The sequence below is a fragment of the Prauserella cavernicola genome, assembly GCF_016595675.1.
In the GTDB taxonomy this organism is placed as follows: Bacteria; Actinomycetota; Actinomycetes; order Mycobacteriales; family Pseudonocardiaceae; genus Prauserella_A; species Prauserella_A cavernicola.
The window spans coordinates 436,011-460,135 of record NZ_JAENJH010000001.1 but is presented as its reverse complement, the minus strand read 5'-3'; the positions used below and the strand labels follow the sequence as shown (position 1 = coordinate 460,135).

Below are 24,125 nucleotides of genomic sequence, written 5' to 3'. Positions count from 1 at the left end.
ATGACGGGGAGCACATGCAGCTGTTGATCACCACCGAGCGGGCCGACGACGCCCTGGCGGTGCGCACGAGCGGAGAGGTGGACCTGAACACGGTCGACGACCTCGACTCGGCGCTCGCGGCCGCGTGCTCCGAGGCCCGCCCGCCGATGGTGGTGGTCGCCGACCTGGAGAAGGTCACGTTCATGGCCTCGTCGGGGCTGAGCGTGCTCGTGCGGACACACCAGCGCTGCCAGCAGCAGGGCACACCACTGCGCGTCGTCGTCGGCAACGCCGGGGTGCGGCGCGGCCTCCAGGTCACCGGTCTGGACCAGGTGCTCGACGTGCGCGCGCCCGGCGAGGAGAACTGACCGAGCCGCGCCAGGGCGGAGTCACCACCCCGACGCGACCGCGCATCACTCGCGGTTCTTGTACTCGCGCAGCAGGCCGCGGCTGATGATGGTCTTCTGGATCTCGCTGGTGCCTTCGCCGATGAGCAGGAACGGCGCCTCGCGCATGAGACGTTCGATCTCGTACTCCTTGGAGTAGCCGTAGCCGCCGTGGATGCGGAAGGCCGCCTGGGTGACCTCCGCGCAGTACTCCGAGGCCAGCAGCTTGGCCATCCCGGCCTCGACGTCGTTGCGGGCGCCGGAGTCCTTGAGCCGGGCGGCGTTGACCATCATCAGGTGCGCGGCCTCGACCTTGGTGGCCATCTCGGCGAGCGAGAACGCAATGGCCTGGTGCTCGGCGATGGGCTTGCCGAACGTGCGGCGCTGCTGGGCGTAGTCCACGGCCAGCTCGAACGCGCGGATCGCGATCCCGCAGGCGCGGGCGGCGACGTTGACCCGCCCGACCTCGATCCCGTCCATCATGAACGAGAATCCCCGCCCCGGAGCCTCACCGAGTACGGCGTCGGCGCTGACACGGAAGCCGTCGAACACGGCCTCGGTGGTGTCGACGCCCTTGTAGCCCATCTTCTCGATCTTGCCGGGGATCGTCAGTCCCGGCGCCACCTCGCCGTAGCCCTCGGGCTTCTCCACCAGCAAGGCCGTCAGGTTCTGGTGCGGCTTCTCGGCGCCCTCGTCGGTTTTGACGAGCAGCGCGATCAGGTTCGACGTGCCGCCGTTGGTGAGCCACATCTTGGCGCCGTCGACCACGTAGTCGTCGCCGTCGCGGCGGGCGCGGGTCTTGATCGCGGCCACGTCGGAACCCAGGTCCGGCTCCGACATGGAGAACGAGCCACGCACCTCGCCGGTGGCCATCCGCGGCAGGAACTTCTGTTTCTGTTCCTCCGTGCCGTGCCTGGCGATCATGTGCGCCACGATGAAGTGCGTGTTGATCACCCCGGACACGCTCATCCAGCCTCGGGCGATCTCCTCCACCACCAGGGCGTAGGTCAGCAGCGACTCGCCCAGGCCGCCGTAGGCCTCCGGGATGGTGAGCCCGAACAGGCCCATCTCCTTCATGCCCTCGACGATCTCGCTGGGATAGGCGTCCGCGTGCTCCAGTTCCTGCGCCCGCGGGATCACCTCCTTGTCCACGAACGCCCGCACCGTGGACAGGATCTCGGACTGCACATCGGACAAACCAGCGGTCTGCGCCAGGCGGGCCATGGGAAGTGCTCCTTCGCAGGGACGGGTCAGAGTAGGACGAGGGTGATGGACTCGGCGACGCAGGCGGGTTTGTCCGCGCCCTCGAGTTCCACGACGTAGCGGGTGGTCAGCTGGGCGCCCCCGGTGGCGTCGCGGAGGTCGGCGAAGGTGGCCGTGGCGCGCACCCGCGCCCCGGAGGGCACGGGGGAGGGGAAGCGGACCTTGTTGACGCCGTAGTTCACGCGCGCGGTGCCCGCGTCGAGTCGGAAGAGCTGCCTGCCGAACAGCGGCAGCAGCGACAGCGTGAGGTAGCCGTGGGCGATGGTGCCGCCGAACGGGCCGGTGGCGGCCCGCTCGGCGTCGACGTGGATCCACTGGTGGTCGCCGGTCGCCTCGGCGAAGGCGTCGATGCGTTCCTGGGTCACGGTCTCCCACGGCGTGGGGCCGAGTTCGGTGCCCAGCTGCGCGCGGACGTCGTCGAGCGAGGGCAGCACGGTGACCGTCATGCGCTCACCCGCTCGAACACCGCGGCCAGCCCCTGTCCGCCACCGATGCACATCGTCTCGAGCCCGTAGCGGGCCTCGCGCCGCTGCAGCTCCCTGGTGAGCGTGCCGAGGATGCGGGTGCCGGTCGCGCCGACGGGGTGGCCCAGCGAGATGCCGGAGCCGTGGACGTTGAGCCGCTCGAAGTCGCTCTCGCCGAACTTCCACTCCCGCGTGCACGCGAGCACCTGCGCGGCGAACGCCTCGTTCAGTTCGATGAGGTCCATATCGGACAGTGCGAGTCCGGCCCTGCCGAGCGCGGCCTCTGTGGCAGGCACGGGACCGATGCCCATGACCTCAGGGCCGACGCCCGCCACGCCCCACGACACCAGCCGCGCCAGCGGGCGCAGACCGAGCTCCGCCGCCTTGTCGGGGTGGGTCACGACGCACATGGCCGCGGCGTCGTTCTGCCCGCTCGCGTTGCCCGCGGTCACCGTCGCCTCCGGGTCCTGCTTGCCGAGCACCGGGCGCAGCCCGCCCAGCGTCTCCAGCGACGCGTCGGCGCGCGGGTGCTCGTCGGTGTCGACCACGACATCGCCCTTGCGGGAGCTCACCGTCACCGGCACGATCTCTTCCGCGAACACGCCGGAACGCTGCGCGGCCACGGCCCGCTCGTGCGAGGTGAGCGCGAGCCGGTCCTGCTCGTCGCGCCCGATGCCGTACTCCCGCCGCAGGTTCTCCGCCGTCTCGAGCATCCCGCCGGGCACCGGGTGGTTCCGCCCTCCCGCCGTGATGCGGCCCCTGGCGAGCCCGTCGTGCAGTGTCACGCCCGCGCCCTTGACGCCCCAGCGCATGTCGGTGGCGTAGAAGGCGACGTTGCTCATGCTCTCCGCGCCACCGGCGACGACCACGTCGCTCGCGCCGGTCTGCACCTGCATGGCGGCCTGCACCACCGACTGCAGGCCGGAGCCGCACCGGCGGTCCACCTGCAGGCCGGACACCGTGATCGGCAGTCCCGCGTTGAGCGCGACCACCCTGCCGATGGCGGGAGCCTCGCTGCTCGGATAGCAGTGGCCGAGGACCACCTCGTCGATGGCGGCCGGGTCGAGCCCGCTCCGCTCCAGCAGCCCGCGCAGGGCGATCTCGCCGAGCTCGGCCGCCGTCAGGGTCTTGAGGGAACCGCCGAACCGGCCGATCGGGGTCCGCACCGGCTCGCAGATCACCGCGTCACGCATGGTCGTACCTTTCGCTGTCGTCGGGGACGGGCTCACATGAACCTGCCACCGGTGACCTCCAGAACGGTGCCGGTCATGTAGGAGGACAGGTCGCTGGCCAGGAACAGCGCCACGCTCGCGACCTCGGCGACCTCCCCGGCACGCTGCATGGGGATCTCGTTCATCTTCTGGTCCCACGCCTTCTGCGGCATGGCCTCGGTCATCGCCGAGCGGATCAGTCCCGGCTGGATCGCGTTGACGCGCACACCGTGGTGGGCCATCTCCTTGGCCGCGGCCTTGCTCAGACCGACGATGCCCGCCTTGGCCGCCGAGTAGTTGGTCTGGCCCACCATGCCGACCTTGCCGGACAGCGACGAGATGTTGACGATCGCGCCGCGCTTGTGCTCCCGCATGATCGCGGAGGCCTTGCGGGTGCCGTTCCACGTCCCCTTGAGGTGCACGTCGATGACCTGGTCGAACTCCTCCTCGGTCATGGTGCGCATGGTGGCGTCGCGGGTGATGCCCGCGTTGTTCACCAGGATGTCGAGCGAACCGAAGGTCTCCACCGCGGTGGCCAGCAGAGTGTCCACTTCGGAGGAGTTCGTGACGTCGCAGCGCACGGCGACGGCGGTGTTCGCGCCCCCGAGCTTGTCGGCCGCGGCCTGTGCGGCGCCGAGGTCGAGGTCGCCGAGCACGAGCCGGGCGCCCTCGTGGGCGAACATCTCCGCGATCGCGAAGCCGATGCCCTGTGCCGCGCCGGTGATCACCGCGGTCTTGCCGTCCAGTAGCGCCATGGTCGTCGTGTTCCCTTCGGTCGTGTCTCAGTGTTGGGGTGCGGGCGGGCCGGACACCAGTCCGGCGTCGTGCATCTTGCCCAGCTCCGCCGGCGACAGGCCCAGGTCGCGGCTGAGCACGGCGTCGGTGTCGGCGCCGAGCAGGGGAGCGGGCACCGGAGCCTGGGTGTCGCCCGACCAGCGCAGCGGTCCCGCCGAGGTGGCCATCGGGCCGATACCCGGCTGGTCGATCTCGGTGACGATCGAGCTGGGATCGGCGAGTGCGCGCGTTGCGGCCTCGTGGGTGTCGCGGTAGGGCCCCCAGAGCACCCTGGCCTGGTCGAGCCGCTCGCCGACCTCGGTGAGGTTCCTGCGCTCGAACCACGGTCGCAGGATCGCCTCGATCGTGTCGCGCAGCCGGTACCGGTCGGACTCGGTGCTGAGGTCGGCGTCGAAGACCGGTTCCAGCGCCGCGAACACCTCGGTGGTGCCGGTGGCGGTGCACAGCGCGTTCCACTGGCCGGGAGTCAGCGCCAGCACCATCACCCTGCGGCCGTCGGCGGTGGGGAAGTCCACGCCGAAGCTGCCGAAGGTGTGGTTGCCGAGCCGGGCCCTGCCCTCGCCCGCGAGGCGCGCCTCGGCCAGCCACCCGAGGTTGCCCACCGAGGCCAGCGCGACGTCGGAGAGCGCCAGCGAGATGGCGGAGCCCTCTCCGGTGCTCGCCCTGCGGTGCAGAGCGGCGAGCACCCCGGTGGCGGCGGTCATGCCGGTGAGGAAGTCCCACGCGGGCAGCACGTGGTTGACGGGCGCGGAGTGGTCGCGGGGTCCCGTCATGTCGGGCACGCCGACCTCGGCGTTGACGGTGTAGTCGACGGCCGGCTTGCCGCTGGGGTGGCCCTGCACGTGGACGTGGATCGGGTCGGGACGCCGGGCGGCCAGCTCCTCGTAGCGCAGCCCGGACCTGCCCGCGACGTTGTCGAGGTAGATGCCCGCGTTCGGTCCGGGCGCCGTGGCGAGGGCGACGAGCAGCTCGCGGCCCTGCGGCGTCCGGTAGTCGATGGTGACCGAGCGCTTGCCCTTGTTCAGGTTGTGCCAGTAGAGGCTCGTGCCGTTGGGCGCGACGGGCCAGCGCTGGTGGTCGCCGCCGCCCTGGGGCAGGTCGACCCGGACGACCTCGGCGCCGAGCTGGGCCAGCGCCATCCCGCCGGAGGGCCCTGCCACGAAGGTCGCGCACTCCACGATGCGCAGGCCTGCCAGCGGGGTGTCGGGGGTACTCACGTGAAGTCAGGCTCCCTCTTGTCGAGAAACGCCGCGCGTCCTTCCGCGGAGTCCCTGCCGTGCCCGGCGAGCGCGACCGCGAGCCGTTCCGCTTCCAGGAACGCCTCGGGAGGGACGCTTCCGCCCTGCCGGACCAGTGATTTCGTCAGTGCGTTGCTCTCGCGAGGCCCCTCGGCGAGACGGGTGGCGAAGCCGTTCGCGACCGTGGTGGCGGTGCCCGGCTCGGCGAGTTCGGTGACGAGGCCGAACTCGAAGGCCTCGCGGGCAGGCATGCGCTCACCGAGCAGCAGGTACCGCATCGCGCGGTGCCTGCCCGCCGCGCGGGGCAGCGCCCACGCCGTGGCGCCGTCGGCCACCAGTCCCCGTAGCGCGAACGGTGCCTGGAAGAACGCGTCCTCGGCGGCCACCACGAGGTCGCAGGCCAGTACGAGTCCCCACGCCACGCCGATCGCGTACCGCTCGACCGCGGCGATGACCGGGAACTCCGCGGTGCTGAGCAGGGAGAAGACGCCGTGCGCGCGCTGCAGCCGCTCGGCGGCGCCGGTGAGCCGGTCACCGGGATCAGCCATGCTGGAGACGTCGCCGCCCGCGGAGAAGAACCGGTCGCCACCGGTGAGCACCAGCGCGCGGATGCGCTGCTCTCCGAACTCGGTGAGCGCGGTGCGCAGCGCGGCCCAGGAAGCGTCGTCGAGAGCGTTGCGGACCTGTGGCCGATGCAGTGTCACGGTGGCGATGCCGTCCTGGACGGACCAGTGCACTGCGTGTTCCTCGGTCATCGAGGACCTCCCGGTCGTGGTGCGACGCTGCTGCATATGTTTTATAACCGAAATATATGATCCTGCATAGCCCCTGGTCGGAGACACCCGTTACAGTTGTCCGAACGGTTCTGGAGCGTCGAGCGCTCCCCGGCACCAGCGAGGTTCCACGACATGAGTCAGGCGTCCAGCGCGCCCCGGCGCACTCGCTCGCGCGCCGTCCGCGAGCCGAAGCGGGGGCTGCCCGACGAGGTCGCCGCCTACGTGCGCGAGCTGATCATGTCCGGGCAGCTGCGCTTCCCGGAGTTCGTCCGGCTCGAACGCATCGCCGACGACCTGGGCGTCAGCGTCACGCCCGTCCGAGAGGGCCTGCTCACGCTGCGCGCCGAGGGCCTCGTGCAGCTCGAACCACGGCGGGGCTTCATGGTCGCGCCGCTGTCCGGCGACGACATCCGCGACCTGTTCTGGGTCCAGGCGCAGTTGGAGGGCGAGCTCACCGCGCGCGCCACGCCGCGGCTGACCGAACAGGACCTGGCCACCCTCGACGAGATCCAGGCCAGCCTCGCCGCCGCGCTCGCCGAGAACCGGGTGGAGGAGATCGAGAGCCTCAACCACGAGTTCCACAACCTGCTGGCGCGCGCCGGGCGGTCGCCGAAGCTCACGTGGTTCCTCGCCCAGTCGGTCAAGCACATGCCCTCGCGCTTCTACGAGACCATCGGCGGCTGGGTACAGGCCTCGGTGCACGACCACTACCCGATCCTCGAGGCACTGCACGCCGGCGACGCCGAGGCCGCGCGCGCGGCGATGATGGCCCACGTCGGTCACGCGGGTGAGCTGTTGAGCCGCCACGTCGACAGCAGGCTCGGCGAGCCGCAGACCTGATCCGCGGCCACGCGGTCAGTGGTGGTCGTGCCGTCCGAGCGTGCCCACCGGCGTCGCGCCGGGACGGGTCCATTGCGGCACCGGACGACTGGTCGGACCCCACGTGGCGATGCCGTCGGCGTCCGAACGCCACGACCAGCACGGGGCGTCGCCCTCGGGCCAGCCTTCTGGCTTGTCCTCCCACGCCTCACCCCGGCCGTAGGGCGTCAGGTCCAGCAGCCCCATCGACCCGTTGACGCGCTCGGTGCCCCGCCCCGTCGTGGAGTAGGTGAGGAACACGCGGTCGCCGTCGCGCAGGAAGCACGCGAGGTACCCCATCTCGCCGCCGATCGGTGCGGCCACGTCGCGCACCGAGTACCAGGGCTGGGTGTAGCCCATGAACTCGACGAACGCGGCCACCTCGTCCCAGCGGCCCGTGGTCAGGATCGCGAACGAGACCCCGCGGGCGTTGAGGTAGACCGCATCCCTGAGGTGCCACGCCGTGGTGGTGCAGCCCTCGCACTGCCCCTGGTGCGGCGCGCCGTCATGCCACATGTGCTGGTAGACGACGAGCTCGTCGCGGCCCTGGAAGAGCTCGAGGAACGGCACCGGCCCGTCGGGTCCGACGACCTCGACCGTCCCGTCGAGCTCCACCATCGGCAGCCTGCGACGGGCCGCGGCGAGGGCATCACCCTGACGGGTGTGGGCCTTCTCGCGAACCAGGAGTTCGTCGCGCGCGGCCTGCCACGTGTCCAGGTCCACCACGGGCGGGCGGACGGTCGAGGTGGGGGCGGCCGGGTCATGCGGAGTCGTCATGGTGTCCTCCGGGTGTGCCGGGTGTGCCGGATCTCCTGCGCCCAAGCCTTCCCTCGGCACCGAGGACTGGCAAGGCCCCGGCGCGCCGGGGCGCGGGTGGCCCCCGTCAACCCCTAGGCTCTGCGCATGGCGAGGTACTTCGACGTCCATCCCGACAATCCGCAACCGCGTTCGATCGGGAAGGTGGTGGACATCGTTCGCGAAGGCGGACTGATCGCCTACCCGACCGACTCGTGCTTCGCGCTCGGCAGCCAGCTCGGCAATCGCGACGGCATCGACCGGATCAAGACGATCCGCCACCTCGACGACCGGCACCACTTCACGCTCGTGTGCCAGGACTTCGCGCAGCTGGGCCAGTTCGTCCACATCAGCAACGCCGTGTTCCGCGCGATCAAGGCCGCGACACCGGGCAGCTACACGTTCATCCTCCCGGCCACCAAGGAGGTGCCGCGCAGGCTGCTGCACCCCAAGAAGAAGACCGTCGGCGTGCGCATCCCCGAACACACCGTGGTGCAGGCATTGCTCGCCGACCTGGGCGAGCCGATGCTGTCGAGCACGCTGCTGCTGCCCGGCGAGGAGGAGCCGCTGACGCAGGGCTGGGAGATCAAGGAGCGGCTCGACCACTCGCTGGACGCCGTGATCGACTCCGGCGAGTGCGGCACCGAGCCCACCACGGTCGTGGACTTCTCCACCGACGAGCCCGAGATCGTGCGTGCCGGGGCGGGCGACCCCGCGCGTTTCAGCTGAGCACTCAGAGCGCGCGCTGCCTGCCCTCCCAGTAGGGGGCGCGCAGCGTGCGCTTGAGGATCTTGCCGGTGGCGTTGCGCGGCAACGACTCCACGACGTCCACAGTGGAGGGGCACTTGTAGCGCGCGAGCCGTGCTCGGCAGAACTCGACCACGTCGTGCTCGGTGAGCGTGGCGCCGTCGGCGAGCACCAGCACGGCCTTCACGGTCTCGCCCCAGCGTTCGTCCGGCACACCGATGACGGCCGCCTCGGCCACGCCGGGGAACTCGACGAGCACCCGTTCGACCTCGGCGGGGTAGATGTTCTCGCCACCCGAGATGATCATGTCCTTGACGCGGTCCTCGATGTAGAGGTAGCCGTGCTCGTCGCGGCGCCCCGCGTCGCCGGTGCGCAGCCAGCCGTCGACGATCGTCTCCGCGGTCTCCCGTGGCCGCTTCCAGTACCCCGCCATCACCAACTCGCCGCGCAGCTGGAACTCGCCCGGCTCGCCGTCGGCCACGGGCGCACCGGTGGCCGGGTCGGTCACACGCACCTCCACCCCGGGCACGGGCAGCCCGGCCGAGGTCAGCCGCTCGGGATGGCCGGTGGCGCGGTGGTCGCCGGGGCCGAGCACCGCGAACACGCCCGAGGCCTCGGTCATCCCGTAGACCTGGTAGAAGCCGACCGGGAAGGTGTCGAGCGCCTGGCGCAGCAACGGCGTCGGCATCGGCGAGCCGCCGTAGCCGAGGCAACGCAGTGAGGAGTAGTCGTGGTCGCCGACGCCGGGGACGCGCAGCAGGAACCCGAACACGGCGGGCACGAAGAACGCGTGCGTCACCCGGTCCCTGCCGAACTGGGCCAGGATCTCCTCGGGAATCACCTCGCGCACCACGATCGTCTCGCACCCGCGCGACATCCCGGCCAGCGCCCAGCTGGTGCCGCCGACGTGGAACAGCGGCATCGCCACCAGGTTCACCGCGTCGCGCGTGAACTCGAACGCCTCGGCCGCGGCGGCGGAATGGGCGGCCAGGCAGCGGTGGGTGAGCATCGCGCCCTTGGGATGTCCCGTGGTCCCCGAGGTGTAGAGCTGCAGGAAGCAGTCGCCGGGATCGGCGGTGTGGCCGGGTTCGGTGTCGGTGCCCGAGGCCAGGAACTCCTCGTAGGCGTCGTGCTCGCCGCCGACGACGATCACCCGCTCGACGGTGTCCAGTTCGTCGCGGACCTGCTCGATCGCGGGCAGCAGTTCGGCGCCCGCGAACACGACCCGCGCGCCAGAGTCGTTGAGCACGTAGGCCAGCTCCGCGGGCGCGAGGCGGAAGTTCACCACGGCGTTGACGGTGCCGGTGAGCGCGCACGCCAGCGTGGTCTCCAGGCACGCCGGGTGGTTCTTGTCCACGAACGCCACCCGGTCGCCCGGCTCCAGTCCGGCGGCCACCTGCGCGGTGGCGTTGCGGCGGACCCGGGAGGCCAGTTCGGCCCAGCTGCGGTCGCGTTCGCCGAAACGCACGGCGATCCGGCCGGGATCGCTGCGCTCCCAGTGGCGCACCGGGTCGAAGATGTGCCCGCTGGTCGTGGCGGTCATGGCCTGACCTCGATTCCGGCTCGGCTCGCGTCGATGGTGAGCACACAGTGCGTCCCGCCGTAGATCGTCGGCATGCACCGGTTGCAGTGTATGCACAACGACCGGGCCGCGGGGTCCGAACGCAACCGCGCGGGCAGGTCCGGCTCGCGCAGCAGTGCCCTGGCCAGCGCGACGAACTCGAAGCCGTGCCGCATCGCCAGCCGCATCGTCTCGAGCCGCGTGATGCCGCCGAGCAGGATCAGCGGCAGGTCCACTGCGTCCCGGAACTGCAGTGCCCGGTCCAGCAGATACGCCTCCCGGTATGGGTAGGACCGCAGGAACCTGGTGCCGGACAGGCGGATTCCCCAACGCAGCGGTGCGGGGAAGCGGGCGGCGAACTCCCGCAGCGGCACGTCACCGGTGAACAGATACATCGGGTTGAGCAGCGAGCTGCCCGCCGTGAGCTCCAGCGCGTCGACGGTGCCCTCTGCCTGCAGCCACTCGGCGACCCGCACGCTCTCGTCGATCCAGAACCCGCCGGGCACGCCGTCGTCCATGTTGAGCTTGGCCGTGATGGTGATGCGGTCGCCGACCGCGTCGCGCACGGCGCGCGCGATGTCCAGCGTCAGCCGTGCTCGGTTGCGCAGGGAGCCGCCGTAGCGGTCGGTGCGCCGGTTCAGTAGGGGACTGAGGAACGCGCTCGCGAGATAGTTGTGTCCGAAGTGGAGCTCCACCGCGTCGAACCCGGCCTCGATCGCCACTCGCGCGGCGTCGGCGTGGGCGGCGACGATGCGGTCGAGATCCTCGGCGGTCGCCGCGCGGATCGGGCGCAGACCGAACGGGCTGGGCAGGCCGCTCGGCGCGAGCGAGCGCACCCGGTTGGACGCGGCGTTGGCCACCGGGCCGGCGTGCCCGAGCTGCGCGCTGATCGCCGCACCCTCGCGGTGCACGGCCTCGGTGAGCGCGCGCAGACCGGGTACGGCGTCGGCGCGCATCCGGATCTGGTGCCGGTCGGTGCCGCCCTCCGGGGTGACGGCGCAGTAGGCGAGCGTCGTGAGCGCGGCCCCGCCGCGGGCGACGCGGACGTGGAAGTCGACGAGCCGGTCGGTGACCTCGCCGCGGGGAGTGGCGCCCTCGAAGGTGGCCGCCTTGATGATGCGGTTGCGCAGCGACAGCGGCCCCAGTGTGGTGGGGGAGAAGACGTCGGGCGTGCTCATGGCGCGTCCAGTCCGGCGATCACGAACGAGCGCAGCGCCCGGTACGCGGCACGGCCCTGCCTGGGTGGGGCGGCCGCCGGATCGGCGAACGTGTGCAGCACCAGGTCGAACGCCAGTAGCCAGCGCCGGCCCGCGACCGAGGCCGAGAGGTCGGGGCGGACCGCGCGCAGCAGGCTCACCCACGGGTTCAGCCCGAACCAGCGCGACGTCCAGCCGACGTCCCAGCGGCCGAGTACGACCCGCGCCAGCAGTCGCAGCCGAAGGCGGCCCAGCGGATCGCGGGCCAGCTCCGCCAGCGGCGCGAGGACCACGTCCACCAGCTCCGCGACTGCCGGCGGGCTGCCGTCGCGACCGCGTTGCGAGAGCTCGGCCAGACCGTCCTGCCACAGCGGCGCGAGCCGGTGTTCCAGCAGGGCGGCGACGAGCGCCTCCTTGGAACCGAAGTGGTAGTGCACGGCGGCCGGGTTCATCCCGGCCGCCGTGTTCACGGACCGTACGGAGACGGCGTCGTAGTCATGCTCGGCGAAGAGTTCCTCGGCGACGTCGAGCAGGCGCTCACGAGTGGCGGGCATGCGCTCCAGTGAAACGCACGGGGCCGGCGAGACTCAAGCAGTAATCCAATCACTGATTGAATTCACCGGGAGCGGTGAGCGTAGACGATCACGTTGTCGAGGTAGCGACGGTCCTGTTCGGCGAACTCGCCGCCGCAGGTGACCAGGCGCAGCTCGGCGCCCGCCGTGTCGCCGTAGACGGTCTCGGTGGGAAAGGCGTCCTTGGCGTGGCGTTCCAGCCGTGCGACGACGAACCCGGCCGTGCTCCCGTCGGCCCGCTCCACCAGGATCTCCTGGCCCGGTTCCAGTTCGGAGAGCCGGAAGAACACCGCGGGCCCCTGGTAGGAGTCGACGTGGCCGACGATGACGGCGGGCCCCCGCTCACCCGGCTCCGGCCCGCCCCGCCACCACCCGGTGCCCTCGTTGGTCTCCGGTGGGGGCAGGACATTGTGCGCGTCGACTTCGAGCGGCCCGACCGGCGCGTCCACCCCGATGGCGGGGATGCGCAACCGCACCGGGTCGGCGACCTGCGCGTCCGCCTCGGCGCTGACCGACGGCGGCAACGACGGCGGTGTGACGCCCTCGCTGGTCACCACACCGCGCGGCGGCAGACCGGGACCGCAGGCCGCGGTGACCGCGAGCACCGCCGCGGCGGTGGCCGCGAACCGCACGGGTCCGCGGCCACCGTCTCTCGACGTGACGTCGGCGGGCACGGATCAGCCGTGCTCGCCCGCGCGCCTGCGAGCCAGGGCGACCCCGCCCGCGACGGCGAGGCCGGTACCGGCGAGCAGTCCCACCGGCAGCAGCGCGTCGCCGCCCGCGGTGCCACCCGCACCGGTCTCGACGCCACCGCTGGGAGCCACGTCGTCATCGTCGTCCCCGGCCGCGCCCCGCACGCCGCCGTCATCAGCGTGGTCATCTGCGCCGTCATCGGCGTTGTCGTCGCCACGGTCGTCCCCGTGATCGTCGCGGGGAGCGGTGCCGCCGGGGCCACGGTCGTCGGCGTTGTCGTCGGCACCGCCGTCGTCGGGTCTGCCGTCGTCGTCACCACGGTCATCGGCGTCGTCGCCACCGGGACCGTCGTCGTCCTGGAACGCGGCGGGCGCGACATCGGCGGATGCCGGGACGGCCATCGCCGGAGCGGCGACACCGAGCGCGACCCCGCCACCGAGGACGGCGGCGAGCAGGAGCGTGCGAACACTGGTGGTCATCTCGAAAAGCCCTTTCCGGAGCGCGGCCGAGGGGCCGCGGGAGTCGCGGGGCCGGGATGGTCCCGCGGACCGGGTCGCCGGTCGAGGGGAAGTCTCGTCACGGGCCTGGTGGGGAAGATGAAACCGGTATGAGGGCCCGTTCATCGACCAGAAAGGCTAGCTCCGGGGCGGGGTCTGGGGGCCTCGGTAGGGCAGCGGCTCGCTGTAGACCAGGTTGGTGTTGGTGCTGCCGAACGCGGAGAGCTCGTCGGCGATCTGCTCGAGATGGCTCATCGACGAGGCGGCGACCTTGAGCGTGTAGCAGTCGTCGCCGGTGGTGCGCAGGCATTCCAGGATCTCCGTGCGCCGCTCCAGTAACCGGTGCAGCGGCTCGTGCTTGCTGCCCGGGTACTTCAGGCGGATCACCGCGAGCACGGCGTAGCCGACGCGGCCGAGATCGACCTGCGCGCGATAGCCGGCGATCACTCCCGCGGACTCCAGCCGTTTGACCCGTTCCGTCGCCGCGGAGGCGCTCAGGCTCACCCGGCGCCCCAGCTCGGTGAGCGGCAGTCGCCCGTCCTGTTGCAGCTCGACCAGGATGGCCCAGTCGGTCGCGTCGAGGTTCTCGGTCACCAGGCCAAAGTACCGGCAGATCCACGGCGCGGGCGCGCGAACACCGGGAAGACGTCCTTTCCGGTTCGCGGGTCCGTGCCTAGCCTGGAACGCGTGAAACTCGGCGTCAACGTCCTCAACTTCGGCCCCGGCACCGACCCCGGCGTGCTCCGCCAGTGGGCGCGCACGGTGGAAGGCCTCGGCTACGACCTGCTCATGGTGTCCGACCACGTCGCGGTGACTCCCGACGTCGCGGAGCAGTACCCCGCTCCGTTCTACGAGCCGTTCACCACCCTGTCCTGGCTCGCCGGCGTCACCGACCGCATCCGGCTCGGCACCACCGTGCTCGTCGCCCCGTATCGGCATCCGCTGCTGATCGCGCGCATGGCCGCCAACCTCAACGACCTCAGCGACGGCAGGTTCGTGCTCGGGGTCGGGGTGGGCTGGGCCCGCCAGGAGTACGAGGCTCTGGGAGTGGAGTTCGAGCGCCGCGGAGCGCTCACCGACGACGTCCTGCGCACGCTGCGCGAAGCCTGGACCGACGAGCGGGACTACCGCGCGGGCCGGATTCCGCTGTGGGTCGGCGGCAACAGCGCCCCCGCCCGGCGGCGCGCGATCCGGCTCGCCGACGCGTGGCACCCGCTGCGGTTCGAGCCGGGCTGGCTGCGTCGCACCGTCGCGAAGCTCAAGGCCGAAGCCGACTCGCACGGCCTCCCGGTCCCTGCGCTCGCGCCCCGCATCGTGCTGCGCCTGACCGACGCTCCCGTCACCACACCGGACCGGCTCGCCGGCGAGGGGTCGATCGAACAGATCATCGGCGACCTGGAGGACCTGCGGCTGCTCGGCGCCGAGACCGTGGTGTTCGACCCCTTCGGCGGCGACCCCGGCGAGACCCTGCACCCCGAACGGGCCTGGCACGCGCTCGCGGCCGTGGCCGCCCACTGGAACGACCCGGGAGCGTCGACATCGTGACCCACGACGAGGATCGCCTGCTGCGCAGGGCCATCGAGCTCGCGGCGACGGCACGCACTCGTGGCGAGGCGCCGTTCGGTTCCCTGCTGGCAGGACCCGAGGGCGAGGTGCTCGCCGAGTCCTGGAACACGGTGCTCGGCGACGACGACATCACCGCCCACCCGGAGCTGAAGCTGGCGCGCTGGGCCGCTCGCGAGCTCGACTCCGGGACCGCGGCTCGCACCACGCTGTTCACCAGCTGCCAGCCGTGCGGGATGTGCACGGGCGCGCTCGCCAGATCCGGGGTCGGGCGCGTGGTGTTCGCGCTGTCGAGTGAGCAGCTGGACGGCCTGCGGTCATCGGGAACCGGGTTCGCCGACGTCCCGCAGCACGGGCCCGCGTTGTACGCCGAAGCGCGCGTGCCGGTGGAGGGCTACTACTGAGCCCGCTCAGCGCCGCCGCAGCGAGGCGAGCAGCTCCAGCGCCACCTCACGCAGCTTGGTGTTCTTGGACTGTGACTCCTGCGCGAGCCGCAGGAACGCCTCATCGGCCGAACAGCCGTGCAGCGCCATCAGCACTCCCTTGGCCTGCTCGATGTCCGAGCGGGAGACGAGCGCGAACTCCAGCTGCTCGACCTGCAGCCGCGAGCGCTGCCAACGGTGGGCGTTGCTGATCGCCGCCGAGGCGGCCACCGTGAACACCTGCATCAGCCCCTTGTCGAACGGGTCGAACGCAGCGGGGTCGGCGCTGTAGAGGTTCAGCGAGCCCAGCATCGGTTCCTCGCCTCCGGCGAGCACGAGCGGCACGGCCAGCGCGGCGCGCACACCCGCGGCCTTCGCGGCACCGGCGAACTCCGGCCACGTGTCCTCGCTCGCCTCGGCCAGGACGCGGGCCGCCGCGCGCTGGGTCGTGGCCTCGATGCTCGGCCCGCGATGCGCGGCGTACTGCGCGAAGTCGACGACCTTGATCTCCTCGGAGGTCGCGGCGACGGTCTGGGGGCCCGTGTCGTCGAGGAGTGTGATGCTGGCGAACTCGGCACCGGGAACGGCGGACACCGCTCCCGCGGTGACGCGCTCGAGCGAGAGTTCGAGCGGGTCGGCGGGAGCCATTTCGTCGCGCAGCGACCGTAGCGTTGCCGCGACCTCGTCGAGCTGCGTCAGCTGCTCCGGTCCCGGTGTCGTGGTGTCCACCGGCTAGGTCTACCGCCACAATCGGTGGCCGTCCAGTACCGGCGGCCGTGCCGCGCCCGAGCGTAGGCTGAGTCACATGTGCCGCAACATCACCGTGCTCCGGGGTCTGGAACCGCAGGCGACGTCGGAGGAGATCGAAGCCGCCGCACGGCAGTACGTGCGCAAGGTCAGCGGGGTGCAGTCGGTGTCCGACGCGACCCGCGAACCGTTCGAACAGGCCGTCGCCGAGATCACGGAGATCACCGAGCGACTGCTGCGCGAGCTGCCGGCGCGCCGCAATCCTCCGCCCACGGTACCGCCGCTGCGCAGGCCCGAGGTGCGCGCCAGGATCGCCGCGAAGTCGGCGGAGTCAGCGGAGTCCGCGTAACGGGCGGAGGGCTCAGCCGCGCTCCTGCGCCACCACCGACGGCGCGGCGTGCAGGTTGCCGTCCTCGCCCTCGAGACACGCCGCCGACTCGTCGCTGGTGGCCAGGAACTCGCTGAGGCAGCGCCCGAACTGCGCGTGCCCGGCGGCGTTGGGGTGGAACGACTCCTGGATCGCATGCGTCGCGCGATCGACGTCGGTGAGGTCGTCCCACTGCACCGTGAAACGTGTGAACCATTCGCTGCTCGCGTCGCCTCCGCCCGCGCACGCCTCGTGCCCGTCACCGGCGCGCGAGAGGTCGAGGAACCGCGCGCCGGTCTCGCTCGCGGCCTGGCGCAGGCCCGTCGTCAGCGACGCCGCACCGACCTCCTTCACCCAGCGAAGGTCCTCGGTGCGAAACGGGCATCCGTTGAGGTTGCGCAGGTTCTCGGGGATGTCGGGGCCGATCGGCGCCGCGTACGACTGCAGCACCAGGTCGTAGTCGTCGCGGTCGTAGCCCGCGGTGCGCAGCACCTGGCGCACGTCCTGCAGCGCGTCGGCGACCTTCGGCACCATCTTGTCGATCCGTGACTGCCAGTCGTCCTTGATCCGCTCGCTGCACGGGTCACCGTTGTCGATGAACCACGACGTGAAGCACTCCGAGATCAGCCGCGAGAAGCGCGGATCGTCGTTGGCACCCACCGCCACGACGACCGCGGACACCCGGTGGTCCTTCACCAGCTCGGCCAGCTGCTGCGCCTGCGATGGTTCCGTCCACTGCTTGACATCGCCCAGACCGACGTGGCCCGCGGGCGAGCCCGAGCAGGCCAGGTTCACCGACTCGACGATGCCGCGCACCTCGACGTGATGGACCGACGCGTTGGGGGAGCGGTGACACCAGTTCCCGTCCGCACCATCGGTGTCGCTGGTGTAGTCACCCGCGCCCTCGCCCGACATCGTGCTGTCGCCGAGCCCCACGACGGTCAGCGGACCCCGCCCAGGCGGCCCCGGCCGATCATCCGGTTGCTGGTTGTCCTTGCCGATGAGGACGAACACTCCCACGAGCAGGGCGACCCCGACGAGCGCGAACGCGGCGAGCCACCAGCGGAATCTGGCCATCGCCGTCGATTCTAGAAGAAAACCGTTGGCCCCCGGAGAGTGCCGTCACCGATACTCTCCGCCGTGACGGCACGACGCGAGCCACAGGTCCTGATCTTCGACGCCGACGACACGCTCTGGGAGAACAACATCCTCTTCGAGCGCGTCATCGACGGCTTTCTCGACTGGCTCACGCATCCGGCCCTCGAGCGCGCCGCACTGCGCGCGATGCTCGACGACATCGAACGCGCCAACTCCGCGGAGCACGGCTACGGCAGCACGGTGTTCCTGCGCAGTCTCGGCGACTGTGTCGCCCGGCTGCGCGAGCGGCCCGCCACCGTCGAGGAGCTGCGGCGCATCGACGAGCTCGCGGTGGCTCTCGTCGAGGGCAGGATCGAGCTGATCCCCGGAGTCACCGACACGCTCACGACGCTCGGGCAGCGCCACGAGCTGTTTCTGCTGACCAAGGGAAACACCGAGGAGCAATCGCGCAAGATCGCCGGGTCGGGACTCGAACGCCACTTCGGCGGCATCCACATCGTCGCCGAGAAGAGCGCACAGACCTACCACGACCTCGCGCGGGAGTACTCGTTCGACCTCGATCGGACGTGGATGATCGGCAACTCACCGAAGTCCGACATCCTGCCCGCCCGAGAGGCCGGGCTCGGCGCGGTGTTCATCCCGAACGCCAACACGTGGGTGCTCGAACACGACGAACTCGACCTCTCGGACGGCGGAGTGCTGCACCTGGAGGCGTTCCCCGGACTGGTGCGGCACTTCTGAGCTGAGCCGCGGATCAGCGGTCGCGGTTGTCCTCCCACCACCGCCGGCCTGCCTCCGGCAGCGTGGGGATCGGGTCGTAGAACGGATAACGACGGGCCAGCGCGTCCGGGTCGTGCAGTTCGATGCCGGTGCGGTAGTTCTTCGTCCAATAGGAGATGCCGAGCTCGCGGTCGTACTCGGCCAGCTGGTGCACCCAGCGCTTACCGACGTAGGGCACGTCGCACACGATGCGCGGCGTCGCGTAGCCCGGCAGGTAGCCCATGATCGCGTGCTGCAGCTCCTGCGCCTCCCACACGGCGAGCCGCCAGTGCTCGGCGTTCGGGATCATGTCGCAGAGGTAGAAGTAGTAGGGCAGGATGTTCGCCTCGCCCTGCAGCGCGAAACACAGGTCCAGCAGGCGTTCCGGGCTGTCGTTGACGCCGCGCATGAGCACGCCCTGGTTGCGGACGTCGCGCACCCCGACCTCCAGCGCCGTGCGCGCCGCCTCGGCCACCAGCGGCGTCACCGACTGCGCGTGGTTCACGTGCGTGTGGATCGCCAGGTTCACCCCACGCCTGCGCGCCGTGCCCGCGACGCGCTCGAGTCCCTCGACCACCTTGGGCTGCAGCCAGTGCTGCGGCAACCCGGCGAGCGCCTTGGTGGCCAGGCGGACGTCGCGCACGCTGTCGATGTCGAGCACCCGCATGAGGAACGCCTCGAGCTGGTGCCACGGCACGTTGGCCACGTCACCGCCCGACACCACGACGTCGCGCACGCCCGGCGTCCGCTTGAGGTAGTCGATCATCGCGTCCTGACGGTCCACGGGCTTGAGCGCGAGCTTGTGCTTGTCGATCTGCTCGGTGGAGTTGCCGACCAGGTCCATCCGCGTGCAGTGACCGCAGTACTGGGGGCACGTGGAGAGCAGCTCGGCGAGGACCTTGGTGGGGTAGCGGTGGGTGAGGCCCTCGACGACCCACATCTCGGCCTCGTGCAGCGAGTCACGCTCGGAGTGCGGGTGGCTCGGCCAGGCCGTGTCGCGGTCACTGCGCACCGGGAGCATGTAGCGGCGGATCGGGTCGGCGTAGAACGCCTCGGTGACCTCCCGCTGATCATCGCCAGCGTGCGGCGCCATCGTGTTGAGCATCTGGGGCGGCAGCAGCATCGACATCGTCGCCATCTCGCGCTGGTCGGCGGCGAGGTCGTCGTAGAACCGGTCGGCCACCAGGTCGCCGAGCACCGTCCGCAGCTGCTTGAGGTTGCGGACGCAGTGGACTCGCTGCCACTGGGCGTCGCGCCACTGGGCCTCGGTCACGTCGCGCCAGCCGGGAAACCTCCGCCAGTCCGGCTCTGTCAGCTCGGCTCTGCGGTAGACGTAGGGCTGGTCGCCGGCATCGACAGCAGGTTCCTGGATCGCAGTCACTTCTGCTCCTCATGTCGGGGAGATCGTAAAAATATCCTGCCACAACGTCAGAATGATGCAAATCTTCTCGTCGGCGCGTGCCTGGCAGACTCCAGGGCGTGAGTACCAGCAACACCACGCTCCTGCTCGGCGGCCGCGTGCACACGCCCGGCTCGACCGACGCCACCGCCATGGCCATCACCGACGGCACGGTCGTCTGGACCGGCCAGGACGGCCCCGGCCGCGCCCTGCACCCCGACGCCGAGGTGGTGGAACTCGACGGGGCGTTCGTCGCCCCCGCCTTCGTCGACGCCCACGTCCACGCCACCGCCACCGGCCTGCACCTCACGGGCCTCGACCTCACCGGCGTCCGCGACGCGGGCGAGCTGCTCGCGGCCGTGCGCGAGGCCACGGCCGCCGACGACACCGGCTCCGTGCTCTACGCCCACGGCTGGGACGAGTCCACGTGGAGCAGCCCCCGGCTGCCGAGCCGCGCCGAACTCGACGAGGCCGCCGACGGTGCGCCCGTGTACCTCAGCCGCGTCGACGTGCACTCCGCACTGGTCTCCACCGCACTGGTCGAACTGGAACCCTCCGCCCGCCACGCACTCGGCTGGTCGCCCGACGGGCCCCTGACCCTCGACGCCCACCACGTCGTCCGCGCGGCCATGCGCGCCGCCGTCACCGTCGAACAGCGCGACCGCGCCCAGCGGACGTTCCTCCACGCCGCCGCGGCCGCCGGCATCGCGAGCGTCCACGAATGCGCGGGCCCCGACATCTCGGGAGAAGCCGACCTGCTCGCCCTGCTGGGCGTGGCCGCAGAACCGGGCATGCCCCAGGTCGTCGCCTACTGGGGCGAGCTCGGCGGCGCCGACACCGCGACCCGGCTCGGCGCCAACGGCCTCGCGGGCGACCTCTTCGCCGACGGCGCGCTCGGCTCGCACACCGCAGCGCTCCACGAGCCCTACGCCGACCTGCCGGAGGCCAGGGGAGCCCGCTACCTCGACGCCGACACCATCGCCGGACACCTCGCCGTCTGCACCGAGGCCGGGCTGCAGGCCGGGTTCCACGTCATCGGCGACGCCGCCATGGCCGAGATCGTCGAGGGCTTCCGCCTCGCCGAGAAGACCCTCGGCCAGCGCGCGCTCGCCGGCGGCAGGCACCGGCTCGAACACGCCGAGATGATCGACACCGACCAGGCCCGCGCGCTCGCGGCCTGGGGCGTCACCGCGTCGGTCCAGCCCCTGTTCGACGCCGCGTGGGGCGGGCCGGACAACATGTACGCCACCCGGCTCGGCACCGAGCGCGCCGCCACGCTCAACCCGTTCGCGATGCTCGCGAGCGAGGGCGTACTGCTCGCGTTCGGCTCCGACGCGCCCGTCACCCCGCTCGAGCCGTGGGCGTCCGTGCGCGCCGCCGTCCACCACCACACGCCGGGCTCGGGCATCTCCGCCCGCGCCGCGTTCAACGCGCACACCCGGGGCGGCCACCGCGCCGCAGGCGTCAACGACGGCGTCAGCGGCAGCCTCGTACCGGGCGCGCCCGCCCACTACGCGGTGTGGGAGTCCGACGACCTCGTGGTCGCCGCCTCGGACTCGCGCGTCCAGCGCTGGTCCACCGACCCCCGCGCCGGAGTCCCCGGACTGCCGCCACTGGACCCGGGCGCGCCGCTGCCGCGCTGCCTGCGCACCGTTCGCGCCGGTGAGGTGATCTACGACCGCTTCACATCCACCCCATAAGCTGGTGCCGTGACCGCCGCGGCCGAAGCGCCCCTCTCCACCGAGCGGCGCGAGCCCGCATCGAGGACCCGCCGCCTCCTACCCATGTTCGCCCGGCTCGCGCTCGCCAGCGCCTCCGGTCTCGTGTTCTTCGCGAGCTTCGCGCCGCGCCCACTGTGGTGGCTGGCGCCGTTCGCCTTCACCGGCCTCGGACTCGTCCTCTACGGGCGGCGCGTGTGGGCCAGCGCGGGCTACGGCACGGCGTTCGGGCTCGCGTTCTACCTCCCGCACCTGGTGTGGATCGAGAACTTCCTCGGCGCCGACTTCGGCTCCGCCCCGTGGCTCGCGCTGTCGGCGTTCCTGGCCGTGTGCATCGGAGCGGTCTGCGCGCTGATGCCGTTCGCGGCGCGGCTGCCCGGCGCGCCGGTGTGGCTGGCGCTCGTGTTCCTGCTGCAGGAGTTCCTCCGTGCCCGGTGGCCCGCCAACGGATTCCCGTGGGGCCGCGCGGCATTCAGCCAGCCCGAGGGGCCGTACCTCGCGCTCGCCTCGGTCGGCGGCGCACCCTTGGTCGGCTTCGCTGTCGTCGTCACCGGCTTCGGCCTCACGTGGCTCATCATGCGAGTGCGCGCCCAGGGACCGCGGCCCCGCCGCGGCTGGCTCGTACCCGCCCTCGCCGCACTGCTGCCGGTCACCGCCGGGCTGGCCGTGTGGCCGAGCATCGGAACCGGTGCAGAGGCCGGAACCCGGACCGTCGCCGTCGTGCAGGGCAACGCGCCCGACATCGGCCTCGGCCTGCTCGGCAGGCGCGACCTCATCCGCGCGAACCACCTCGACGAAAGCGCCGACCTCGTCGCGAGCATCCGCTCCGGCGCCGTGCCGCAGCCCGACCTCGTCGTGTGGCCCGAGACGGCCACCGAGGTCGGCGGCCCCGACCCGGCGATCGACGCGACGGTCGACCAGTTCGGCGTCCCCACGCTCGTCGGCGCCGCCTACCGCGCACCCGACGGCAAGACCGAGAACGCCGTCGTCACCTGGCGTCCCGGCGAGGGCCAGGGCACGCGCTATGTCAAACGGGAGCTCGTGCCCTTCGCCGAGTACATCCCGTTCCGCCCCATCGCGGCCTGGTTCACCCCGTTCCTGGACGACACCGAGGACATGCGCTGGGGCACCGACGCGGGCTCGCTCGACGTCGCGGGCACCCGGGTCGGGCCGGTCATCTGCTACGAGGTCGCCTACGACTACGTCTCCCGCGACGCGACCAGCGCGGGCGCGCAGTTGCTCGTCGTGCCCACCAACAACGCCTGGTACGGGCCGGGGGAGATGAGCTATCAGCAGCTCGCGATGTCGCGGCTGCGCGCCGTCGAGCACGGCAGGGCCGTGGTCGTGGCGGCCACCAGTGGGGTCAGTGCCATCGTGATGCCGGACGGTAGCGTGACGCAGCAGACCGGTCTGTTCACCGCGGGGTCACTGGTGGCCGACGTGCCGCTGCGGACGCAGACTACGCTGTCGGATCGACTCGGTGCGTGGACCGAGTACGTGCTGGTCGGGGCCGCACTCGTCGCGGTGGGCACCGGGTTCGTGCTCCGGTTGCGCACGCGCCGCGCGAACGCGGACCACAGGCACTAGATAAGGGGAGAAGCATGGCGGAGGGCACACAGCACAGGGAGGAGATCGACCCCGTGCTGGTGATCATCCCGACCTACAACGAGCGGGAGAACCTCACGCCCCTCCTGGAGCGGCTGCACGCCACGCTGCCCCAGGTACACGTGCTGGTGGTGGACGACGGTAGCCCCGACGGCACCGGCGAGATCGCCGACAAGCTGGCCACCGCCGACGAGCGCATCCACGTCCTGCACCGCACCGAGAAGGCCGGCCTCGGCGCCGCCTACATCGCCGGGTTCCGCTGGGGCCTCGGCCGCGACTACCGCACGCTCGTCGAGATGGACGCCGACGGTTCTCACGCGCCCGAGGACCTGCCCCGCATCCTCGATGCGCTCGAAGGCGCCGACCTGGTGATCGGCTCGCGCTACGTGGCGGGCGGTGCGGTGGTCAACTGGCCGCTGTCCAGGCAGTTCATCTCCCGCGGCGCCAACCTCTACTCGCGGTTCGCGATCGGCATGGGCGTCAACGACAACACCGCCGGATTCCGGGCCTACCGCCGGGAGGTGCTCGAAAAGCTCGCACTCGACGACGTCGCCTCCACGGGCTACTGCTTCCAGATCGACCTCACGTGGCGCACCGTGCAGCAGGGCTTCGAGGTGGTCGAGGTCCCCATCACCTTCACCGACCGCGAGGTGGGCGAGTCGAAGATGAGCGGCGCGATCATGGGGGAGGCCGCGCTCAAGGTCGCCCAGTGGGGCCTGCAGCGGCGGCTGGGCCAGCTGCGCCGCCTGCTCGGCCGCTGACGCCGGGCGAACCCGGACACGACAGAGCCCCCGCGGCGGGAGGTCGCGGGGGCTCTGTGCTGGGTGGGAGCGGTGCGTGGCCGGTGGCTACGCCCGGGTGCCCCGTCGACCCTTCAGCTCGGCGAGGCGCTCGTTGAGCAGCTCTTCGAGCTCGGGGATGGAGCGGCGTTCGAGCAGCATGTCCCAGTGGGTGCGCGGAGGCTTGGTCTCCTTGGGCTCGGGCTGCCCACCATCCACGATCTCCGACTCACTGCCGTGCAAGCGGCATTCCCACACGGAAGGGATCTCGGCGTCGTCCGAGAACGGCACTTCGAACTCGTGGTTCTTCGGGCACGAGTAACGCACGGTGCGCCGGGGGGCGAGGTCGTGATTGCGGTCGGTTTCGTAACTGACCGCTCCCAACCGGCTTCCACGGAGAACACGGTCGGCCATGAGTGGGTCCTTTCAGTCGGCTCCCCAGCCCGGGGAGCCAGGGTGGTGCTCACAGACTGCAACGAAGCACAGGTTGGTTGAATTCCCAACCGACCATGTCGTTACTCACGATGAGCTGTGTCACCCTCGGGAACAGCTTTCTCTAGTGGGAGACGCCTACCGTCTCCGCATGACGCGCAAATGCCTCTCTTCTTGGGGATATCCCCCACTTGGGCTAGGTGTC

27 protein-coding genes are annotated in these 24,125 nt (G+C 71.3%); 10 read left to right on the top strand and 17 right to left on the bottom strand.

Annotated features, from left to right (window positions below):
- The first annotated feature begins 14 nt into the window (after positions 1-14).
- Complete coding sequence (locus tag JHE00_RS02215) at positions 15-347, top strand: STAS domain-containing protein (protein ID WP_200314199.1); 333 nt, start codon at positions 15-17, stop codon at positions 345-347.
- 45 nt (positions 348-392) lie between these two features.
- On the opposite strand, the gene JHE00_RS02210 is transcribed toward JHE00_RS02215, so the two are convergent.
- Genes JHE00_RS02210 through JHE00_RS02185 form a run of 6 tightly spaced genes read right to left on the bottom strand, consistent with a single transcriptional unit; the run spans position 393 to position 6,091 of the window.
- Positions 393-1,589: an acyl-CoA dehydrogenase family protein gene (locus JHE00_RS02210; protein ID WP_200314197.1), complete on the bottom strand. Its 1,197-nt coding sequence runs from the start codon at positions 1,587-1,589 to the stop codon at positions 393-395.
- Between the two features lie 26 nt (positions 1,590-1,615).
- A complete protein-coding gene (locus tag JHE00_RS02205; protein ID WP_200314195.1) occupies positions 1,616-2,074 on the bottom strand; it encodes a MaoC family dehydratase in 459 nt (152 codons plus the stop codon).
- Positions 2,071-3,285 carry an acetyl-CoA C-acetyltransferase gene (locus tag JHE00_RS02200; protein WP_200314193.1) on the bottom strand — a complete coding sequence of 405 codons (1,215 nt, stop codon included), beginning with the start codon at positions 3,283-3,285 and terminating at the stop codon, positions 2,071-2,073. The genes JHE00_RS02205 and JHE00_RS02200 overlap by 4 nt, the downstream gene beginning before the upstream one ends.
- A gap of 32 nt (positions 3,286-3,317) precedes the next feature.
- Positions 3,318-4,058 (bottom strand): 3-oxoacyl-ACP reductase FabG, encoded by a 741-nt coding sequence (fabG, locus tag JHE00_RS02195; protein WP_200314191.1) that lies wholly within the window; start codon positions 4,056-4,058, stop codon positions 3,318-3,320.
- 27 nt (positions 4,059-4,085) lie between these two features.
- Positions 4,086-5,315: a CoA transferase gene (locus JHE00_RS02190; RefSeq protein ID WP_200314189.1), complete on the bottom strand. Its 1,230-nt coding sequence runs from the start codon at positions 5,313-5,315 to the stop codon at positions 4,086-4,088.
- Positions 5,312-6,091, bottom strand: coding sequence for an enoyl-CoA hydratase/isomerase family protein (locus tag JHE00_RS02185; protein WP_200314187.1), 780 nt, complete (start codon positions 6,089-6,091; stop codon positions 5,312-5,314). Before JHE00_RS02185 ends, JHE00_RS02190 begins: the two co-directional genes overlap by 4 nt.
- A 153-nt stretch (positions 6,092-6,244) precedes the next feature.
- On the opposite strand from JHE00_RS02185, the gene JHE00_RS02180 reads away from it, so the two are divergent.
- The gene (locus JHE00_RS02180) at positions 6,245-6,952 is read left to right on the top strand and encodes a GntR family transcriptional regulator (RefSeq protein WP_200314185.1); all 708 of its coding nucleotides are present in this window, start codon (positions 6,245-6,247) and stop codon (positions 6,950-6,952) included.
- A gap of 15 nt (positions 6,953-6,967) precedes the next feature.
- Here the strand turns inward: JHE00_RS02180 and JHE00_RS02175 are convergent, their stop codons facing one another.
- Positions 6,968-7,747 carry a DUF899 domain-containing protein gene (locus tag JHE00_RS02175; RefSeq protein ID WP_200314183.1) on the bottom strand — a complete coding sequence of 260 codons (780 nt, stop codon included), beginning with the start codon at positions 7,745-7,747 and terminating at the stop codon, positions 6,968-6,970.
- A gap of 126 nt (positions 7,748-7,873) precedes the next feature.
- Here JHE00_RS02175 and JHE00_RS02170 point away from each other — a divergent pair, with 126 nt between their 5' ends.
- Positions 7,874-8,494, top strand: a complete 621-nt coding sequence (locus JHE00_RS02170; protein ID WP_200314181.1) for an L-threonylcarbamoyladenylate synthase — start codon at positions 7,874-7,876, stop codon at positions 8,492-8,494.
- Between the two features lie 4 nt (positions 8,495-8,498).
- Here the strand turns inward: JHE00_RS02170 and JHE00_RS02165 are convergent, their stop codons facing one another.
- The 6 genes from JHE00_RS02165 to JHE00_RS02140 all read right to left on the bottom strand — a co-directional run bounded on the left by JHE00_RS02165 (position 8,499) and on the right by JHE00_RS02140 (position 13,625).
- Positions 8,499-10,055 carry a long-chain-fatty-acid--CoA ligase gene (locus JHE00_RS02165; protein ID WP_200314179.1) on the bottom strand — a complete coding sequence of 519 codons (1,557 nt, stop codon included), beginning with the start codon at positions 10,053-10,055 and terminating at the stop codon, positions 8,499-8,501.
- Positions 10,052-11,251, bottom strand: coding sequence for an NADH:flavin oxidoreductase (locus tag JHE00_RS02160; protein ID WP_200314177.1), 1,200 nt, complete (start codon positions 11,249-11,251; stop codon positions 10,052-10,054). Before JHE00_RS02160 ends, JHE00_RS02165 begins: the two co-directional genes overlap by 4 nt.
- On the bottom strand, positions 11,248-11,823 hold the full coding sequence (locus JHE00_RS02155; protein WP_200314175.1) for a TetR/AcrR family transcriptional regulator: 576 nt from the start codon (positions 11,821-11,823) through the stop codon (positions 11,248-11,250). The genes JHE00_RS02160 and JHE00_RS02155 overlap by 4 nt, the downstream gene beginning before the upstream one ends.
- Positions 11,824-11,885: 62 nt before the next feature.
- Complete coding sequence (locus tag JHE00_RS02150; protein WP_200314173.1) at positions 11,886-12,515, bottom strand: class F sortase; 630 nt, start codon at positions 12,513-12,515, stop codon at positions 11,886-11,888.
- A gap of 3 nt (positions 12,516-12,518) precedes the next feature.
- Complete coding sequence (locus tag JHE00_RS02145) at positions 12,519-13,013, bottom strand: GVDTG sorting domain-containing protein (protein WP_200314172.1); 495 nt, start codon at positions 13,011-13,013, stop codon at positions 12,519-12,521.
- A 156-nt stretch (positions 13,014-13,169) separates the two neighbouring features.
- Positions 13,170-13,625 (bottom strand): Lrp/AsnC family transcriptional regulator, encoded by a 456-nt coding sequence (locus JHE00_RS02140; RefSeq protein WP_200314171.1) that lies wholly within the window; start codon positions 13,623-13,625, stop codon positions 13,170-13,172.
- A gap of 93 nt (positions 13,626-13,718) precedes the next feature.
- Between JHE00_RS02140 and JHE00_RS02135 the strand changes: the two genes are divergently transcribed.
- A complete protein-coding gene (locus JHE00_RS02135) occupies positions 13,719-14,576 on the top strand; it encodes an LLM class flavin-dependent oxidoreductase (RefSeq protein ID WP_200314170.1) in 858 nt (285 codons plus the stop codon).
- The gene (locus JHE00_RS02130; protein ID WP_200314169.1) at positions 14,573-14,998 is read left to right on the top strand and encodes a nucleoside deaminase; all 426 of its coding nucleotides are present in this window, start codon (positions 14,573-14,575) and stop codon (positions 14,996-14,998) included. Before JHE00_RS02135 ends, JHE00_RS02130 begins: the two co-directional genes overlap by 4 nt.
- 6 nt (positions 14,999-15,004) lie before the next feature.
- Here JHE00_RS02130 and JHE00_RS02125 read toward each other — a convergent pair whose 3' ends face one another.
- Positions 15,005-15,745, bottom strand: a complete 741-nt coding sequence (locus JHE00_RS02125; RefSeq protein WP_307831778.1) for an ANTAR domain-containing protein — start codon at positions 15,743-15,745, stop codon at positions 15,005-15,007.
- Between the two features lie 76 nt (positions 15,746-15,821).
- On the opposite strand from JHE00_RS02125, the gene JHE00_RS02120 reads away from it, so the two are divergent.
- Positions 15,822-16,112 carry a DUF2277 domain-containing protein gene (locus JHE00_RS02120; protein ID WP_200314166.1) on the top strand — a complete coding sequence of 97 codons (291 nt, stop codon included), beginning with the start codon at positions 15,822-15,824 and terminating at the stop codon, positions 16,110-16,112.
- A 12-nt stretch (positions 16,113-16,124) separates the two neighbouring features.
- Here the strand turns inward: JHE00_RS02120 and JHE00_RS02115 are convergent, their stop codons facing one another.
- Positions 16,125-17,207 (bottom strand): GDSL-type esterase/lipase family protein, encoded by a 1,083-nt coding sequence (locus JHE00_RS02115; protein WP_200314164.1) that lies wholly within the window; start codon positions 17,205-17,207, stop codon positions 16,125-16,127.
- A gap of 63 nt (positions 17,208-17,270) precedes the next feature.
- Between JHE00_RS02115 and JHE00_RS02110 the strand changes: the two genes are divergently transcribed.
- Positions 17,271-17,969 carry an HAD family hydrolase gene (locus JHE00_RS02110; protein WP_200314162.1) on the top strand — a complete coding sequence of 233 codons (699 nt, stop codon included), beginning with the start codon at positions 17,271-17,273 and terminating at the stop codon, positions 17,967-17,969.
- A 13-nt stretch (positions 17,970-17,982) separates the two neighbouring features.
- Here the strand turns inward: JHE00_RS02110 and JHE00_RS02105 are convergent, their stop codons facing one another.
- On the bottom strand, positions 17,983-19,368 hold the full coding sequence (locus tag JHE00_RS02105; RefSeq protein WP_200314161.1) for a KamA family radical SAM protein: 1,386 nt from the start codon (positions 19,366-19,368) through the stop codon (positions 17,983-17,985).
- 98 nt (positions 19,369-19,466) lie between these two features.
- On the opposite strand from JHE00_RS02105, the gene JHE00_RS02100 reads away from it, so the two are divergent.
- From JHE00_RS02100 to JHE00_RS02090, 3 genes are all read left to right on the top strand, one after another.
- A complete protein-coding gene (locus JHE00_RS02100; protein ID WP_200314159.1) occupies positions 19,467-21,086 on the top strand; it encodes an amidohydrolase in 1,620 nt (539 codons plus the stop codon).
- Positions 21,087-21,170: 84 nt separating this feature from the next.
- Positions 21,171-22,691 carry an apolipoprotein N-acyltransferase gene (gene lnt / locus JHE00_RS02095; protein WP_200315765.1) on the top strand — a complete coding sequence of 507 codons (1,521 nt, stop codon included), beginning with the start codon at positions 21,171-21,173 and terminating at the stop codon, positions 22,689-22,691.
- Positions 22,692-22,705: 14 nt separating this feature from the next.
- Positions 22,706-23,470 carry a polyprenol monophosphomannose synthase gene (locus tag JHE00_RS02090; RefSeq protein WP_200314157.1) on the top strand — a complete coding sequence of 255 codons (765 nt, stop codon included), beginning with the start codon at positions 22,706-22,708 and terminating at the stop codon, positions 23,468-23,470.
- 87 nt (positions 23,471-23,557) lie between these two features.
- Here JHE00_RS02090 and JHE00_RS02085 read toward each other — a convergent pair whose 3' ends face one another.
- On the bottom strand, positions 23,558-23,902 hold the full coding sequence (locus tag JHE00_RS02085) for an RNA polymerase-binding protein RbpA (protein ID WP_200314155.1): 345 nt from the start codon (positions 23,900-23,902) through the stop codon (positions 23,558-23,560).
- Positions 23,903-24,125 lie beyond the last annotated feature (223 nt).